The sequence below is a fragment of the Nocardia sp. NPDC050406 genome (assembly GCF_044459025.1).
Classification (GTDB): Bacteria; Actinomycetota; Actinomycetes; order Mycobacteriales; family Mycobacteriaceae; genus Nocardia.
On the sequence record NZ_JBITIM010000001.1, the window covers coordinates 1,797,223 to 1,812,373 of the forward strand.

Consider the following 15,151-nt stretch of genomic DNA (forward strand, 5'->3'; position numbering starts at 1 on the left):
GCTAGGCGGCTCGATCCGCGCCGATCTCGACATCGACGACCACGCTGTGGTGATCGCTCGGCCAGACGCCGTCGACGGCCTCGTCGAACGCAAGATGCGCGGCGCGAATCTCGCAGCGCGCCTTGGGATGTGCGTGCCACGATCCGGTGAAGACGTAGTCGATGCGACGCCGATGCCCCGGTTGGCGCACGATCTGGTCGAGCAACGCCGCGGTGATCGCGTTGTCGACGCTCCAGGTATGGCCGGGCCCCTCACCGGCCACCTCCCACGCATCGTGATAGTGCACGCTGCGCCCCGAAAGCGATTGGCGGCCGGTGAGATAGCGAATACTGGCCGCCTCCGGGGCCGCGTTGAAATCCCCGGCGATGATCGAGGGCAGGTCGGTGCGGTGGCGGGCGTCGAGATCGGTGAGCGCCAGCGCCTGCTGCTCGCGGACGGCTTCGTCGTCCAAACGCCAAGCCGCCGTATGGGATACGAACAGCACGTCACCTTCGTCGGGCAGCGACACGTGTGCCGCCACGGTGCACCACGGCACATCCCCGGCTCCCCGGACCCGTTGATCGAGGACCTCCACCACCCGGTGCGGCCAGCGGCTGGCCACCGCATTGCCGCCGTAGCGGTCGACGAAGGGCGGGGTGTAGGACATCGCCTCGGACTGGTGGGTGCCGTGCAGGCCGGTGCCCTCCAGCAGCGCGGCGAGATGGTCGGTGTCGACGACCTCTTGGAGGGCGACGAGATCCGGTGCGAGGCGGCGCAATTCGCTGTTGAGCAAGCCTAGCCGCCGGGGGTCGCCCTCGGTGTTCTGCACATTGATGGTGACGGCGCGTAGACGCATACGTGTGCTCCTTGTTCGCTGTAGGTACACCACTCCGACGGGGCAGCGCCTCGAAATGTGAGGCGTGCCCGGTCGGTGCCTACAGTGAGTCCGCCTGTCGGATATGGCCGTCGGCGTCGAGTTCGAGGACGGTGTCGATGCCGATGCGGCGCAGGAACGGGTAGTCGTGGCTGATGATCAGCAGTGCGCCGCGATAGTCGGCCAGGGCGTCGACGAGTTGGTCGACGCTGGCGATATCGAGGTTGTTGGTGGGCTCGTCGAGGACCAGCAGCTGCGCCGGAGGATCGGCCAACAGCAAGCGCGCCAACGAGACTCGGAAGCGCTCACCACCCGACAGCGTCGAGACCGGGCGTTCCACGCTGCTGCCGCGCAGCAGTAGGCGGGCGAGCTGGTTGCGGATGGTGGCGACCGGGGTGGCGGCGGCGACCGCCACGACATTGTCGAGTGCGCTGGCCCGCTCGTCGAGGTCGTCGAGGCGCTGCGGGAGGTATCCGACCCGATCGGTCGACAGGACACCACGTTCCGGGTGCCGCCCGCTGAGCAGCTGCTCGACCAGGGTCGTCTTCCCGGTGCCGTTGCGACCGGTGAGCGCGACGCGTTCCGGGCCCTGGATGATGATGGCGCGGTCGCCGTCACGCAGTTCCGCGATGCGTCTGCTGCGCGGCACGTCGGGGTCGGGCAGTTGCAGGTGGATGTGCTCTTCGCGGCGCACGCGAGCGGCCGCGGCGGCCAGCGCGTCCTGTGCCGCGACGACTTTCGCGTCGAGGGTGGTGCGCATGGACCCGGCCGAGTTCTGCGCGTTGCTGGCGCGGTTGCCCGCCAGGATTCTCGGAATGCCGCCGTTGCGCTGGGTATTGCGGGCGGTGCGCTCGCGGCGGGCGAGTTTGGTCTCCGCCTCGATGCGCTGGCGCTTCTCGACCTTCAGCGCCTGCTCGGCGGTGCGCGCGGCCTGTTCGGCGGCGGCCTGCTCCTGTTCGACGTACTCACGCCACGCGCTGTAGGGGCCGCCGAACACCTCGAGGGTGGCGGCGCGCAGCTCCGCGGTGGCGTCCATGTGCTCGAGCAGTTCGAGGTCATGACTCACCACCACCAGGGTGCCGGGCCAGGAATCCACGAATCCGGCCAGCTTGGCACGGGTTTCGCGATCGAGGTTGTTGGTGGGTTCGTCGAGCAGGGTGATCGGGGTGCGGCGGATCCGCAGGCCGGTGATGGCGACGAGCATGGCCTCCCCGCCCGAGATCTCGCCCACCCTGCGGTCGAGATCGCCTGCGCCGAAACCGATGTCGTGCAGCGCCTCGTCGGCGCGGGCTTCGATGTCCCAGTCGTCGCCGATGGTCTCGAAGTGCGCTTCGTCGGTCGCACCGGATTCGATCGCCCGCAGCGCCGCGAGGGTGTGTTCGATGCCGAGCAGTCGGGCGATGGTGTCGTCGCGGCCGAGGGTGAGCGTCTGCGGCAGATAGCCGACCTCGCCGCTGGTTTCGATCTGGCCGGAGGTCGGGGTCAGGATTCCGGCGATGAGCCGCAGCAGCGTCGATTTGCCGACGCCGTTGCGGCCGACCAAGCCGGTGCGACCGACGCCGAGGGTGCCGTCGACCCCGGCGAGGGCGACGCTGCCATCGGGCCATTCGAAGGTCAGATTGCGCAGGGTGATCGCGGATGACATGGACATGGTTCGTCGACTCTCTCTTGCTCGCGAACGAGCGGCCGCATATGCGCCGAGGTCGCGAAGGACCATGGGGCGCAGGTGATTTCGAATATGTGCGGAAGCAGACGAAGGCGGATTGGCGCGCGCACGAACGATCTCGGGCCGTCCACGACGGGACGCCGAGCTGAATGTACGGGTGGGAGCGCCGCCTTCGACCGGGCGGCTACAGTCTGTCGACTTCCTCGATCATCACGTGATCAACGCTACCACTCGGCCGCGCGCGACCCGGGGACCCGTACCACGATCCCGTCCCCGTGATTCCACTCCGATTCAGCGATAACGGGCTTCGACTTGACGCCGCTGAATCAAGGTGATTCGATTTGAATCATCATGGTTTCAGTGAATCAACCGGCCGAGGGCGCGAGAGTAGCGGCAGTTGCCGCCGCGAATTCCGTTGCGCCCCAGTCGCACCCGCGCCAGCATCTGGGCGCGGAGTTGCGCCGGTTGCGGGATCTGGCCGGAATCTCCGGCCGGGAACTGGCCAAGCGGGTGGGCATCAGCCAGTCGACGCTGTCCCGGATCGAAGCCGGGCATGTGGTGCCGCCGCTGCCGCAGGTGATGGAGTGGGCCAAAGCCGTTGGGGCGGATGCCGATTGCCAGAAATCACTGCGCGGCATGACCGAGGCGGCGCATTCCCCCGAGGTGCGGGACTGGGCGGCGTCGCTGGCCGATCGCGTGCATCTGCAGGACGATGTGCGCGCCTTCGAGGAGGCCGCGCATGTGGTGCGGAACTTCCAGCCGACACTGGTGCCGGGTCTGCTGCAGACCGCCGACTACGCGCGCCGGGTGTTCGACACCTTCGACCCGCCCTATACGCCCGACGCGGCGGCCGCCGCCCTCGCCGCGCGCCTGGAGCGCCAGCGGGTGCTCTACGACCCCGCCAAGCGCTTCGAATTCCTGATCACCGAAGCGGCCCTGCGCTTTCGGCCCGGACCGCCGAGGGTGCTGCTCGCCCAATTGGACCGGATCATCTCGATCGAGACCCTCGATACGGTCGGCATCGGGGTGATTCCGCAGGACATCGAGGCGAGCACCACGATTCCGCACGGTTTCGTCATCTACGAGAACGAGGACCACGCCCTGGCCTCCGCGGAACCGATTCCGGGAAGCATGGTCACCCGTGGACCCGAACTCGTCGACGCCCATCGCCGCCGGTGGGCGGCATTGAGCCGAATGGCCTTGTTCGACAACGATGCCCGCGTTTTTCTCGCCGATCTGCGGGACGAAATCCACCGCATCGCGATCGATTGACCTGATTCCAGCGGCCGCACGAGGGGTCGGCCGCACGTGGGGTGGTGGTGTCGCAGCGAATTCGCTGCGACACCACCTGCCCGTCAGTCCCCGAAGTCGAATTCGCCAGCCCGCACGCCCGCCGTGAACGCCCGCCACTCCGATTTCGTGAACCACAGCGTCGGACCGCGCCGATCCTTGGAATCGCGCACGGCGATGCGGCCCTCGTGGTGCGCGACCTCGACGCAGTCGCCGCCACCGTAACTGAAACTGCTCTTGGCGAACCAAGGCCCGCGGTGCTCCCCGCGAATCGCATTGCAGTTCATAGCATTCATTCCTTCCCCCGGAGGGTCACTCCCCATGACCCTGCTCGCGAACCGCTTACGACGAACACAGTGCAATCCGAACCACCGGCCGCGCAACCGAATTCACCTGGACCCGCAGACCGCCATACCGTGCTCCTCATGACCTTGATCCTACGGCGACCCACCGACAAGTTACGGCGCCGTACCAATGGCGAACCAGCAGCTCGAAAACCGTTTTACCGCAGCACAACCCCCCTGCTACCGTCATCCCATCACCTAGACCCGACGACCGGAAAGGCGGCCCAGTGACCAAGCTGATTCAGCTCCCCCACACCCCCGCCCGCGCCCGTCGCCGCCGCGTCGGTGTATCGATGTCCTTCTGACACTCCCGGTTCTCTCCGGCCTTTCACCACCCCACAACGGTTCGCGCACCTCAGCGCCGAGCAAGGCGTCACCGTCGACGCCGCGCGCGAACCAAGCGTTCGTAGCTCAACGGACAGAGCACTTGATTACGAATCAAAAGGTTGCAGGTTCGAATCCTGCCGAGCGCACAGAATCAGCCCTCTGAACAGGCATCGGATCGTATACATCTCGCTGATCGGAACGCGAGGATCTAGCCGAGGCGCGATTTCTTCCCGCGCGGAGTTGTCAGACCGTTGTCGCGGAACCAATCGTCCAGCACCGCGGACACTCGTTCCGGCGTGGGATCGCTTTTGATCATCGCGCTGACGCGCTGCGCCTGTGCGATGGTGGGCAGGAATCCGACCAGCAGAGCGGGGAGCAGGAGCCTTCGAGCCAAAAGCTCTCGAGCCGATGCCATCTGTGGCCGACGCACGACCGAGATGTTGACGCGGATGGCGTGTTCGTTACCGCGTGAGACACCCGGTCGATCGGTTTCGATAGCAGCGTAGCGGAATCCGTGTGCGAGGTTGCAGGAAGCACAGGTCATCGGACCGCGCCCGAGGCGGCTTGCGCACTCGTCGCAGACGATACGATCGAGGGCGGCGTCGACAATCCGCCAGTCGTGTCGGTCGGGTTCGGCGACAACGAGTTCGGCGAGTTCGAGTTCGCTTTCGCTCTGCCAGTCGGTGAGGAATAGGTGCCACTGCTCCTCGACGATGTCGTCGACGAGGAGCCGACAGCGACGACAGTCGGGCGCCCCGCTGTACTCGTAGCCGCCACACTCCGCGCACCACGCCAAGGCAGCGCCGACAGAGGGTCTCATCCTTCGATCATCGCGCCGCAGCGGAAACCAGCGCTACCGAATTGTTCATTCGACCGAGACCTGAGGGCAGGGCCTCGCCGACTACGTCGAGAGCATGATCGCCGGTGCCCGACACTGACGACGGAAGACTTGTACCGTGGTTGTATGCGGTACACCGACTGGGGCGAGCGGTCCGCCCGCTGGTCTGGAATCCGCAGCGAGACAGTCGATCTAGGCGACACTTCGGTGCACTACCTCACGACGGCGGGTGAGCGAACGCCGTCGGGTGCTCCGGTTCATCTGCTGGTTCCCAACCCGGCGGGTAGCGCCAGCAATTTCATCGAGGCGCTGCCAGCTCTGCGCGAGCACGGGCGCGTGATCGCGGTGGACTTGCCGGGATCGATTGCCGGGCATACCGCTTCGCCGGACCGGCGCGCGACCACGGTCGAAGCCGACGCACTGTTCCTGCGAGACTTCACGGTCGCGTTGGGACTGGATTCGGTTGTGGTGCATGGCTGGTCGGCGGGTGCGATGATCGCGATGTTGCTCGCCGACATCGCGCCTGAACGCGTGACCGGGCTCGTGCTGGTAGCGCCCGCTCTTCCCCCTCCGCTCAGTGCCAGCGATGCCCGTTGGTGGCGAACGATCGGCCGGGCAGGGCTGGTCGCCGTTCCGCCTGTCGCCGGACTGGTGTTGCGGATATTCGGCAGGCGGCTTGTCGAGCGGAAGTTCCGGGCCCCGATCGAGTCTGGGGCATCGAGCCAGTGGAACGTCGGGGGAGGCGATATGTCGAGGCTCTCCAGCGAGTTCCTGTGTCTGGCGCGGGAAGAACTCATGGCGGCCCCACCGCGGCGGCTGGGGCGCAGCGTCACGACCGTGGCCTCGATCTTGTCGGCGATGTGCGTCCGACCGCAACGCGTGCGGGACGCGATGCGGCGGACTTCAGCGCCCACGCTCCTGCTGTGGGGAGACGACGACCGCGTGATCGTGCGCGCGTGGATCGATGACTGGATGGCGCGGCGACCCGACTGGAATCTGTCGGTACTCGAGGCAGTCGGGCACGCGCTACCGCTGGAAGCTCCAGGCCGGTACGCCGATGCGGTCGGCGAGTGGACGGCTAGTCCGAGTTTTCCGCGTAATCGCACATGACCCAGCCGTGAGAACGGGTGCCTTCCATGGCCGGAACATCAAAGGCGAACTCCACGAACACATCTCACTGCGAACCCCGGCCGGGCACTCGTCGGGATTCATCTTTGCGCAGCGCGCGAACTGGTCTTCCGGTACTCCCGCAGTAGGCTCGACGCTGGTATACGGCGGCGTATAGGGAGAGGTGGGAGACGGTGGGTGTAGCTCGGACGCCACGGGAGGCGTGGATCGAGCAGGGGTTGCGGACGTTGACCTCGAGTGGGGTGGAGGCGGTGCGGATCGAGGTGTTGGCGAAGGGGCTGGGGGTTACCAAGGGTGGGTTCTACGGGTATTTCGCGGATCGGAAGGCGTTGTTGGAGGCGATGCTCGACACCTGGGAGCGGGAGAGTGTCGCGGAGGTGGTGGCGCATGTCGCGCATGAGCGGGATCCGCGGAACAAGGTGTTACTGGCCAGTGGGTTGCCGGGGTGGGAGCGGCGGTTGGCGGTGGATCTGGCGGTGCGGGAGTGGGCACGGCGGGACGAGGCGGTCGCCGTGCGGCTGCGGCGGGTGGACGAGCAGCGGATGGAGTGGCTGCGGGAGATGATCGGCGGGTTCTGCGCCGATCCGGCGGAGGTGGAGGCGCGGGCGCTGTTGGCGTTCTGCCTGGCCACCGGGAATCAGCTGCTCGCCGCGGAGCCCAAGGGGCGCACCCGCGACGAGGTGGTCGCCCGAGCGGCGGCGATCGTGCTCGAAGCGCACGACGAAAGTTCGCCTCGCGCTTAGCATTCGACCCGCCGTACCGGCAAGGGCACTTTGGCATATTATCCATTCGAATTCGGCAATTCGAAGTGCCGTATACCAGTGGGTATTTTATCTCCATTTCGCGATAAACCGTTGCACGCCATGAATTCTCGAGCATTTCCGGCACATCGCGCGCAAACGGTGTGTAGCGTCGGCAGCGCTCGGCAATCGGCGAAAGACAAGGCGTGGCGCGGTGCTCGGAATCGATGGATGTCTGCAACGGATCATGGACATTCCCGGAGCCCGGTGCGCGACCCTGGTGGACGGCGCGAGCGGGTTGGCCATCGCCGGGGCGGGCACCCACGATCTCGTCGATCAGCACGAAGATGCCGCTGGCACAACCGATGTGGTGCGGGCGGTGCTCGCCTGCCCGGCGCTCGCCAGTGGCCGCGACGGTGACGACATCGTCGAGATCGTCGTACTCGGCACCGGCGGCTACCACCTATTGCATTTGGTGAACGGCGATTTCGACGGCCGCCTCTTCGTACACGCGCTCTTCGATGACGACAGCGGCAATCTGGCCATGTCCCGCTATCGGCTGCGCGAGATTCTCCTGGAATTGACCGAGGACGGTCGTGAGCATTGATCTGGCCGATGAGATGCGGCGTTTGGAAAATGATCATTCCACCGGTGTGCTGCGTGTCGGCGACGGCGCGTTCCAATTCGTCGACGGCGCGGTCGTCTTCGCCGAATGCCGCCGCACCACCGGATTGGAGCGCCTGGTGGTCGAGGCGGGGGTGGCGACCGCCGACGAGTGGCGGCGCGCCAGCGCCGGTGAGCTCGGCGACCTGCGCGGACGGCCGCGGCTCGAGGCGCTGACCGTGCTGTCGATCTTCGATGCCGCGTACTTCCTGCTGGCCTCCTCGGCGATTCCGGAATTCCGTGCCGCACCGGCGCATTGGCTCGCCCCCGTCTGCCGTATCGCGCCCCACACGCTGGTCGAGGAGTGCGCACGGCGCGGAAATCCGGAATCGGGTGCCTGGCCCGCGAGTTTGGTGGACCGCGCGCCCGTGATACCCGCGCGACGGGTGCGCCGACAGCGCGTGGTGCTCACGGCCGGGCAGGCCGAGGTGCTCGCGACCGCCGATACGGGCCGCAGCATCTCCGGTATCGCCCGCGATCTGGGCCGCACCACCTTCGGATGTCTGGTGGCCGTGCGCGATCTCACCGCCGCCGGTCTCATCGAACCGCCCGTCCCCGTGGTGCTGACCGGACCGGTCCCCACTTCGGCGGAGACCGAATCCGGACCGCGCCTGCGCCGCCGCACCCGTCCCGCCGCCGCGATGCCCCTGCCGGACCGCTGGGAGCCCGTCGACCGCGAGGTACTCGTCCGGCTGCGCGCGGCATTGGAGGAGCTCACGTGACCGCGCGGCGCAGACTGCTCGGCGAACTCATGGGAAGGTTGACCAAAGTGCCTGGACCCGAACCGAATGCGGCGGTGCTGGCGGAGTTGAAGGCGTTGCGTGAGCGCGTCCCGCACTTGACCGGCGCGCTGGTGGCGTCCAATGACGGGCTGCTGGTGGCCCACGATCTGCCGCCGCGGGTGGAGCCGACCGGAATGGCCGCCATGGCGGCCGCGCACCTGTCGCTGTCGCACCGGCTGGCCACCACCGCGCACGGCGGCGGCTTCCACGAGGTGGTGGTGCGCGGCACCGACGGCTCGGTGGTGATCTACGCGGCGGGCTGGACCTCGCTGACCGTACTGGCGGGCCCCGAGGTGAATGTCGGCCGCCTGCACCTGGAATCGCGCCCGGTGGCCCGCGCCATCGCCGAACACCTCACCGCGCTCAGCGATGACGGCAAGAGAACCCACGCAAGGAAAACCGAATGAAAGGAAGAACCGTGTCCAATATGGATCTGGCGCTGAAGGACATGATGGTGATCGACGGCGCGATAGGCGCGGCCGTGGTCGACTACAGCAGCGGTATGGCACTCGGCATGGTCGGCAGCTCCAAGGCCCTGGACCTCCAGGTCGCGGCCGCGGGCAATACCGAGGTGGTGCGGGCCAAGATGCGCACCATCGAACAGCTGCAGTTGAAGGAGGAGATCGAGGACATCCTCATCACGCTGTCGGGTCAGTACCACATCATCCGGCCCATGACGGGGCGAAAGTCCAAGGGCCTGTTCCTCTATCTCGCGCTGGACAAGGGCCGGGCCAATCTCGCGCTGGCCCGGCACCGCCTCAAGGGCATCGAAGAGGATCTGGAAGTGTGAATCACTCCTCGTCCGAGCCCGCGCCCTCCGGATCTCCCCCGCCGCGGATGGTGTACAGCAAACCGTCCAGCTCATCGGGTTTGATCAGGACGTCGCGGGCTTTCGACCCCTCCGAGGGGCCGACCACGCCGCGCGTCTCCATGAGATCCATGAGGCGACCGGCCTTGGCGAAACCGACGCGCAGTTTGCGCTGCAGCATGGAGGTGGAGCCGAACTGTGAGGTGACCACCAATTCGATGGCCTGCAACAGCAGGTCGAGGTCGTCGCCGATATCGGGATCGACATCCTTCTTCTCCCCCGCCTTGGCGGCGGTGACGCCCTCCTGATACTCGGGTTCGGCCTGGGTCTTGGCGAATTCGACGACGGCGTGGATCTCCTCGTCGGAGATGAACGCGCCCTGTAGGCGGGTCGGCTTGTTCGCGCCCATGGGCAGGAACAGCCCGTCGCCCATGCCGATGAGCTTCTCCGCACCCGGCTGGTCGAGAATGACTCGGGAGTCGGTCAGCGAGGAGGTCGCGAAGGCCAATCGGGACGGCACATTGGTCTTGATCAGACCCGTCACCACGTCCACCGACGGGCGCTGGGTGGCCAGCACCAGGTGAATGCCCGCCGCACGGGCCTTCTGCGTGATGCGGACGATGGCGTCCTCCACATCGCGCGGCGCGGTCATCATGAGATCGGCGAGCTCGTCGACGATGGCGAGGATGTACGGGTAAGGGCGGTAGACCCTTTCGCTGCCCAGCGGCGCGGTGATCTGCCCGGACTTGACCTTGCGGTTGAAGTCGTCGATGTGGCGGACCTTGTTGACCTGCATGTCCTGGTAGCGCTGCTCCATCTCCTCCACCAGCCAGGCCAGCGCGGCGGCGGCCTTCTTGGGCTGGGTGATGATGGGCGTGATGAGGTGCGGAATACCTTCGTAGGGCGTGAGTTCCACCATCTTGGGGTCGATGAGGATCATCCGAACCTCTTCGGGGGTGGCGCGGGCGAGCAGCGACACCAGCATGGAGTTCACGAAACTCGACTTACCCGAACCGGTGGAACCGGCGACCAGCAGGTGCGGCATCTTCGCGAGATTGGCGGAGACGAACTCGCCCTCGATGTTCTTACCCAGGCCGATGACCAGCGGATGATGGTCGTTGCGCGTGGAGGGGGCCTTCAAAACGTCTGCCAGGCGCACCAATTCGCGATCGGAGTTCGGCACCTCGATACCGACGGCCGACTTGCCCGGAATCGGGGCGAGCAGGCGGACGTTCTCGGTGGCGACGGCGTAGGCGATATTGCGCGCCAGCGCGGTGATCTTCTCGACCTTGACGCCGGGTCCCAGCTCGACCTCGTAGCGGGTGACCGTCGGGCCGCGCACGAATCCCGTGACGGCGGCGTCGATCTTGAACTGCACCAACACCTCCGTGATCGCCTCGATCATGGATTCATTGGCGGCACTACGCTTCTTGGGCGGATCGCCGTCGGTGAGCAGGGTCAGCGGCGGCAGTTGGTAGTCGCCCTCCACCTCGCGGTCGGTGACGAACTCCAGCTGCTCCGGCACCGCCGGGGGCGGCGGGGTCTGGTCGACGACCTTGACCGGCTTGCGCGGCTTGGGTTTCGGCTTCTCGGTGGCGATGTCCTTGGCATCCTGCAAGGGCGGTTCGCCGATGATCTCGGTGACGGCATCCGAGCCGCCGAACTCGTCGGGCGGGTAGTTCTCCTCAGGGGTGCGGCCGCGCCGCTTCTTGCGCTCCTTGTGGATGGGGAAGCCGTCGGCGTCGTAGTTGGCCGGATCGTAGAGGCCGAATTCGCCGGGCTCGCTGTCGTATTCGTCGCCGCCGCTGCCGGTGCCGAAGATCTCGCGCAGCCGATGCGGCACCTCGCGCACGGTGGTGCCGGTCAACAGCAGTACGCCGAAGAGTATGGCCAGCATGAGCAGCGGCACCGCCAGGAAGGCGCTCAGGCCGTCGCGCAGCGGCCCGCCGATCACGTAGCCGAGGAATCCGGCGCCGTGGGCGCGGCCCTCCATATCGGTGGGTGAATCGGAGGCCAGATGCCACAGGCCCAGAATCGGCAGGCCGACCAACAGCCCGCCCAGGACCAGGCGCGGGCGGATCTCCGGTTGCGGTTCGGTGCGCATGAGCACGACCGCGATGCCGATCGCGACGAATGGGAGTGTGGCCGAGGCGGATCCGGTCACCCAGCGAATCGCGGTATCGACCCAGTGCCCCACCGGACCGCCCGCCGATAGCCAGACGGCCGCCGCGATCACGATGCCGAAGGCGACCAATCCCAGGGCGATACCGTCGCGGCGGTGCCCGTGGTCGATATCCCCGGCCCGGCTGATCGCCCGCGTGGAGGCTCCGAGCCCGCGCGCCACCATGTTCCAGCCGCTGCCGACGGTGCGTTTGAACACCGCCAGCGGGGCCGTGTTCGACCGTGCCCGGGCCGGACGCCGCGCCGGAGCGCGTCGCACCCGCCCCGCCGACGCGGAGCGCCGCTGGGTCGCCGGGGTGGAGCGGGGGGCGCGCGAACGAGACCGTGCAGGAGCCTGCCCCCGCGTCGATCCCGCCCGCGAACGGGACGCCGCGGTGCCGCGAGACTTACCTGCCATACCCCCAGGCTAGCCGCAACCGCCTCATCCGGACCATCCGCAACACCCACACCACGCACATCACACCCGGTCGGCGCGGGGAATCACCCGGCGGGCAGATGTGACACGCCGTCTGTCAACTCGCGGTGGACAGCTGCGGGCGGGGCGTGGTGGGCAGCTCCTCGACGACATTCCATTCCGCCACGGCCGCATCGAAATCCGGGATCTGACCGACGGCGGTGCGGTAGCACTCGGCGGCGTCGAGGGTGCGGCCCAGGCGGCGCAGCGCGGTGTAGCGGACCACCTGGTTGGTGGTGTGGTCGATGCCGAGGCGGCGGCCGCGGGTGGCTTCGGCGTGTTCGGCCTGCTCGATGGCCTCGCGGAGGCGGCCCGCCGCCAGATTCGCGAGCGCGGCGCGGCTGTGGACCGCGGATTCGAAACGCTTGCTCCCGGCGCGGCGGGCGGCGCAGAGGGCGGCCTCGAACAGCCGCTGGCCCAGATCGTGGTCCTGTGCGCGGCAGATCACCCAGGCGGCCTCGGTGAGACCCCACATCACATTGCGGCGGGTGCCGGGCTGCTGGTCGCTGACCACGGCGCGCGCGGCCGCGGCGAGAGCGGCGCGATCGTCACCGGCGACCGCGTGGGCGCGGGCCAGCATGGCGTACGCGACGCGAACGCATTCGGCGCTGGCCCCGATGCGGTAGAGGCGCAGCGCCGTTCGGAAGCGGGCGATCGCGCCGTCGATATCGCCGCCCGCCAGGGCGAGGACGCCGGTGAGCAGATTCGCCGCGCCACCGACCCAGGTGTCGGTGGCGAGGTCGATGCCGTCGAGCACCTGGCGCAGCTCGGCGGCGGCGCGGTCCGGTTCGCCGAATTCGACGAGCAGGGCGAAGGCGAGCGCCAATCGGGCTCGGCGGCAGGCGGTTTCGGCGCCGTCGGCGCTGGTGGCCCGAATCAGGCTGTCCAGCGCCTGTTCGAGGTCGACGGTGGAGTCACCGGCCAACAGGGTCTCGGCCGCCGCGATGGCGAGGTCGGCGGCGACCTCGCGGTGTTGCGGCCGACCGTTGGCGGCGAGGCGGTAGAGCGCGGCGAGATTGCGGCGTTCGAGTTCGAGGAAGCGCTGGGTATCCCACAGATCGCACAGCCGCTCCCCCACCGCGGTGGTCGCCGCCAAGGGCAGGGTCAGGTTGGGATGGCGCACGCGCAGCACGTTTTTCATGGACGCGAGGTAGTGGTCGAGCAGGCGCGCCACCACATCCACCGAGGGGTCGGCCGCCACCGAGGCCGTGTCCTGCGTCGCGTGGTCCCGCAATCCGAGCGCGAACAAGCGCATCAGCTCGTGATAGTGGTAGCGCCCGCGTCCGGTGGATTCGAGCATGCCGCGGTCGACCAGGGCCTCGCACAGTTCCTCCGCCGCGGGTTCGGTGCGGTCCAGCACCGCCGCGATGGCCGACAGCGGCAGATCGGGCAGATCGGCGACGGCCAGCAGGCGGAAGGTGCGCGCCGCGTCGTCGGAAAGTTGTTCGTAGCCAGCGCGAAACGCCGCCTCCAAGGCCAGATCGCCGGTGCGGAAACAGCGCAGGCTGTCGCGATCGGCGGCCAATCGCCCGGCCTCGGAGGCAATGGTCCACGACGGGCGCGCCGCCACCCGCGCCGCGACGATTCGAATGGCCATGGGCAGTAGGCCGCACAGGTCCACGATGCGCTGTGTCGCTTCGGGTTCCGCGTGCACCCGTTCTACGCCGACGATGCGGGAGAACAGCTCTGTCGCTTCGTCGCGCTCCAATACCCCCAGCGCGTTGGGCCGCACGCCCGGCAGCGTGGTCATGGGCCGCCGTGCGGTCACGAGGACCGCGCAGCCCGGTGATCCGGGCAGCAGCGGCACCACCTGCGCCCCGTCGGACGCGTCGTCGAGCAGGACGAAGACGCGCCGTCCGCTCACGGTGGAGCGGAACAGGGCCGCGCGCTGCTCGACCCCGGCCGGTACCTCTCGCTCCGGAATGCCCAGGGCGCGGAGGAATCCGCCGAGCACATGCGCTGGATCGGCCGGGACCGCCGCCGCACCGTGCAGGTCCACATACAGCTGTCCGTCGGGGAAACGATCCCGAACACGGTGTGCCACATGGACGGCCAGCGTCGTCTTGCCGACGCCGCTCATGCCGGAGACGGCCAGAATCGGCAGGGTGTGCGCCTCGTCGAATTCGGCGCACATACGCTGCACGAGTTTGCGCCGACCGGTGAAATCGGCGGCGTCGGGCGGCAATTGGGCGGGTGTGGTCGGCGCGTTCGGGTATCCCGATGCGACCGAGGGCAATTCGTCATTGAGGATGCGTTGATGCAGTTCGGCCAGCGCCGGTCCCGGTTCCAGGCCCTGATCGGAGATGAGCAGGCGGCGAATGCGCTGGTACTCCTCCAGCGCCTCGGTGCGGCGGCCCGCGCGGTACAGCGCCGTCATCATGAGCCCGCGCAGTCGTTCACTGTGCGGGTCGGTGGTGATCAGACCCTCCAGTTCGGCGATGGCGCCCGCGTAATCCTGTCGCGCCACGGCCAATTCGACGGCGTCCTCGCGCAGCACCCGGTGCAGGCGACGCAGCCGGGCGCGTTCGGCCGCCGCCCACGGGCCGGGGACGCCGGTGAGCGGATCGCCGCGCCACCGCAGCAGCGCGGCGCGCACCACCGCCTCGGCGCGTTCGATCTCCCCGACGGTGCGCAGCTGCTCGGCCTCGGCGCGCTGCCGCTCGACGGTGTCGATATCCAGGTCGAGGGGGCCTTCCAGGCGATAGCCGCGGGTGCTCGATGTCAGCCGCACCTGCTCGGGCCCGGTGGCGAAGTGCTTGCGCAGCGACCACGCGTAATTGCGCAGCGCGCCCACCGCCGACGGCGGTCGCCGCTCACCCCAGAGACCGTCGAGCAGCTCCTCGATCGAGACCGTGCGGCCCCGCGCGCAGGCGAGCATCATCAGGGCGGCCTGCTGTTTGGGCGGCATGGACGAGGTGGGGGTGCCGTCGAGACTCAACTCGACCGGTCCGAGAACCGACAGTTGCCAAGTCATTGCGCTACCACCTCATCGCCTACGGCCCGCTCTCCACGGCGGGAGCAACCGCTCACCGCGCGGAAGTTACCGTTCGTCGCGTGATCGTTTCATGATCGGATGC

Annotated in this window: 13 protein-coding genes and 1 tRNA gene; 8 read left to right on the top strand and 6 right to left on the bottom strand. The window is 68.0% G+C overall.

Annotation, left to right across the window (positions count from 1 at the left end; all coding sequences use genetic code 11):
* Nucleotide 1: 1 nt before the first annotated feature.
* Complete coding sequence (locus ACIBH2_RS08610; RefSeq protein ID WP_397114908.1) at nucleotides 2-835, bottom strand: endonuclease/exonuclease/phosphatase family protein; 834 nt, start codon at nucleotides 833-835, stop codon at nucleotides 2-4.
* A 79-nt stretch (nucleotides 836-914) separates the two neighbouring features.
* Nucleotides 915-2,504 carry an ABC-F family ATP-binding cassette domain-containing protein gene (locus ACIBH2_RS08615; RefSeq protein WP_397114910.1) on the bottom strand — a complete coding sequence of 530 codons (1,590 nt, stop codon included), beginning with the start codon at nucleotides 2,502-2,504 and terminating at the stop codon, nucleotides 915-917.
* A 375-nt stretch (nucleotides 2,505-2,879) separates the two neighbouring features.
* Here ACIBH2_RS08615 and ACIBH2_RS08620 point away from each other — a divergent pair, with 375 nt between their 5' ends.
* A complete protein-coding gene (locus ACIBH2_RS08620) occupies nucleotides 2,880-3,791 on the top strand; it encodes a helix-turn-helix domain-containing protein (RefSeq protein ID WP_397114912.1) in 912 nt (303 codons plus the stop codon).
* 83 nt (nucleotides 3,792-3,874) lie between these two features.
* Here the strand turns inward: ACIBH2_RS08620 and ACIBH2_RS08625 are convergent, their stop codons facing one another.
* Entirely contained in the window at nucleotides 3,875-4,096 is a 222-nt protein-coding gene (locus ACIBH2_RS08625) for a DUF397 domain-containing protein (protein ID WP_397114914.1), read from the bottom strand.
* 457 nt (nucleotides 4,097-4,553) lie between these two features.
* Here ACIBH2_RS08625 and ACIBH2_RS08630 point away from each other — a divergent pair.
* Nucleotides 4,554-4,626: transfer RNA gene (locus ACIBH2_RS08630), tRNA-Arg, on the top strand.
* 62 nt (nucleotides 4,627-4,688) lie between these two features.
* Here the strand turns inward: ACIBH2_RS08630 and ACIBH2_RS08635 are convergent.
* Entirely contained in the window at nucleotides 4,689-5,300 is a 612-nt protein-coding gene (locus ACIBH2_RS08635) for a hypothetical protein (RefSeq protein WP_397114916.1), read from the bottom strand.
* A gap of 144 nt (nucleotides 5,301-5,444) precedes the next feature.
* Between ACIBH2_RS08635 and ACIBH2_RS08640 the strand changes: the two genes are divergently transcribed.
* The 6 genes from ACIBH2_RS08640 (at nucleotide 5,445) to ACIBH2_RS08665 (ending at nucleotide 9,421) form a co-directional block, all read left to right on the top strand.
* Complete coding sequence (locus ACIBH2_RS08640; RefSeq protein WP_397114918.1) at nucleotides 5,445-6,428, top strand: alpha/beta fold hydrolase; 984 nt, start codon at nucleotides 5,445-5,447, stop codon at nucleotides 6,426-6,428.
* Nucleotides 6,429-6,619: 191 nt separating this feature from the next.
* Nucleotides 6,620-7,189 (top strand): TetR/AcrR family transcriptional regulator, encoded by a 570-nt coding sequence (locus tag ACIBH2_RS08645; RefSeq protein ID WP_397114920.1) that lies wholly within the window; start codon nucleotides 6,620-6,622, stop codon nucleotides 7,187-7,189.
* Between the two features lie 211 nt (nucleotides 7,190-7,400).
* Nucleotides 7,401-7,793, top strand: coding sequence for a hypothetical protein (locus ACIBH2_RS08650; RefSeq protein WP_397114922.1), 393 nt, complete (start codon nucleotides 7,401-7,403; stop codon nucleotides 7,791-7,793).
* Nucleotides 7,783-8,571, top strand: coding sequence for a hypothetical protein (locus tag ACIBH2_RS08655; RefSeq protein ID WP_397114924.1), 789 nt, complete (start codon nucleotides 7,783-7,785; stop codon nucleotides 8,569-8,571). Before ACIBH2_RS08650 ends, ACIBH2_RS08655 begins: the two co-directional genes overlap by 11 nt.
* A 47-nt stretch (nucleotides 8,572-8,618) precedes the next feature.
* The gene (locus tag ACIBH2_RS08660) at nucleotides 8,619-9,038 is read left to right on the top strand and encodes a roadblock/LC7 domain-containing protein (RefSeq protein WP_397114926.1); all 420 of its coding nucleotides are present in this window, start codon (nucleotides 8,619-8,621) and stop codon (nucleotides 9,036-9,038) included.
* An 11-nt stretch (nucleotides 9,039-9,049) separates the two neighbouring features.
* Complete coding sequence (locus tag ACIBH2_RS08665; RefSeq protein WP_397116904.1) at nucleotides 9,050-9,421, top strand: hypothetical protein; 372 nt, start codon at nucleotides 9,050-9,052, stop codon at nucleotides 9,419-9,421.
* Nucleotide 9,422: 1 nt separating this feature from the next.
* On the opposite strand, the gene ACIBH2_RS08670 is transcribed toward ACIBH2_RS08665, so the two are convergent.
* Nucleotides 9,423-12,017 carry a DNA translocase FtsK gene (locus ACIBH2_RS08670; RefSeq protein ID WP_397114928.1) on the bottom strand — a complete coding sequence of 865 codons (2,595 nt, stop codon included), beginning with the start codon at nucleotides 12,015-12,017 and terminating at the stop codon, nucleotides 9,423-9,425.
* 115 nt (nucleotides 12,018-12,132) lie between these two features.
* On the bottom strand, nucleotides 12,133-15,048 hold the full coding sequence (locus ACIBH2_RS08675; RefSeq protein ID WP_397114930.1) for a BTAD domain-containing putative transcriptional regulator: 2,916 nt from the start codon (nucleotides 15,046-15,048) through the stop codon (nucleotides 12,133-12,135).
* Between the last annotated feature and the right edge of the window lie 103 nt (nucleotides 15,049-15,151).

Excerpts from the sequence above, each read along its gene's own strand:
- ACIBH2_RS08670 (WP_397114928.1), bottom strand. The coding sequence starts at position 12,017 with ATGGCAGGTAAGTCTCGCGGCACCGCGGCGTCCCGTTCGCGGGCGGGA.
- ACIBH2_RS08610 (WP_397114908.1), bottom strand. The coding sequence starts at position 835 with ATGCGTCTACGCGCCGTCACCATCAATGTGCAGAACACCGAGGGCGAC.
- ACIBH2_RS08615 (WP_397114910.1), bottom strand. The coding sequence starts at position 2,504 with ATGTCCATGTCATCCGCGATCACCCTGCGCAATCTGACCTTCGAATGG.
- ACIBH2_RS08625 (WP_397114914.1), bottom strand. The coding sequence starts at position 4,096 with ATGAACTGCAATGCGATTCGCGGGGAGCACCGCGGGCCTTGGTTCGCC.
- ACIBH2_RS08675 (WP_397114930.1), bottom strand. The coding sequence starts at position 15,048 with ATGACTTGGCAACTGTCGGTTCTCGGACCGGTCGAGTTGAGTCTCGAC.
- ACIBH2_RS08640 (WP_397114918.1), top strand. The coding sequence starts at position 5,445 with ATGCGGTACACCGACTGGGGCGAGCGGTCCGCCCGCTGGTCTGGAATC.
- ACIBH2_RS08635 (WP_397114916.1), bottom strand. The coding sequence starts at position 5,300 with ATGAGACCCTCTGTCGGCGCTGCCTTGGCGTGGTGCGCGGAGTGTGGC.